Source organism: Enterovibrio gelatinilyticus, from assembly GCF_028683095.1.
GTDB classification, from domain to species: domain Bacteria; phylum Pseudomonadota; class Gammaproteobacteria; order Enterobacterales; family Vibrionaceae; genus Enterovibrio; species Enterovibrio gelatinilyticus.
Window position 1 is genome coordinate 1 of sequence record NZ_JAJUBC010000083.1, and the last position, 1,144, is coordinate 1,144.

At 41.8% G+C, this 1,144-nt stretch carries 1 protein-coding gene; it reads left to right on the forward strand.

Annotated features, from left to right (window positions below; all coding sequences use genetic code 11):
• Positions 1–187 precede the first annotated feature (187 nt).
• Positions 188–697, forward strand: a complete 510-nt coding sequence (locus LRP50_RS25280; protein ID WP_274167157.1) for a hypothetical protein — start codon at positions 188–190, stop codon at positions 695–697.
• Positions 698–1,144: the final 447 nt, after the last annotated feature.

The window sequence follows — 1,144 nt, forward strand, 5'->3', positions numbered from 1 at the left end:
ATCTCTCCAGTCCGCTGCCCGATTGGCAGGGTTGGAAGAAACGTAGGCGGTGTGGTGTTATTCTGCCGCATAGCGGCTTCGTTCAACAAGTCATTGAAGTAGGACAAAAAATAGATGGTTTTTGCTCCTTCGTCGCTTATTTTAACCAACTATTTTTAGCCTCTTAATGAGGCGTTATGGAGAAAGTATGGGCTATCTGATTTTGTTAGTGTTGATGACTTTTTTCTGTAGCTGGCTTCTTAAGCTGCGGAGCTCTGTTGATGATTTCATAACATCTGACCCTTTGGTCAAACTTGACAGTCGCTTAAGAGTGATTCGTAGGTGCTTCAGTGATTCATATCTTAGAAAAGCAAGTGAACAGAGGGTGGAGTCAATTCGTACCCAGACTGAAGGATCTGCTTTGCTGCTTCTTATGGTGTTGATTTCCTTCGCTTGGCTACTAACTGGACGTGGCGTTGATTTTCCGGACAATATTTCAATAGAGGGAGCTCTTATTGTTTCAAGCCTGCTAGTCGGATTTGGGACATTTATAAGGTTCGGTTACTTCTTTATTAGACTTGGTAAGTCTCTGCTTCTACTGAATAGAATGGCAATAAAATTCTACTTCAAAAAAACAGCAAAATGGTTTGTCATATCAGCTCCACTACTGGCGACGCCTTTAGCCTATGCGTACTTCTTTCTTTATATTCAAAAGTAGTTGGAAAACTTACAATTTTGGTGGGTATCTCCATAACAAAGGTTTTGAAGGCGGACGAAAAAACGCCCCGCAATTTTTGTTAAATTAACTTATGGTGTTTAAGGTGGTATTTTCGCGTGAAGCTATCGTTTTTCGCCCCTTAAAACGACGTTATACGCTGTAATTTTACTTACATGTAAGCAGCGACTTTGAGCGCCAAACCACAGTGGTTTTCTCAACAAAAAAGCGGTTTGGTTTTGGATCGCCGCTCACCATTGAAAGTGTTGCAAACAAGCCATCAATGGCCAGAAAAGACCAAGCATCCCAAGGGCTGCTTGCAAAGGCAAAAGGCGAGGTTCGGCTATTCAAACGGATTGGGTGGCAGCTTTATAACAAAGGTTTTCAAGGCGGACGCAAAACATCTCCGCAAATTTTGTTAAATCAATTTTTGGCGTTTAAGGTGGATTT

Excerpts from the sequence above, each read along its gene's own strand:
- LRP50_RS25280 (WP_274167157.1), top strand. The coding sequence starts at position 188 with ATGGGCTATCTGATTTTGTTAGTGTTGATGACTTTTTTCTGTAGCTGG.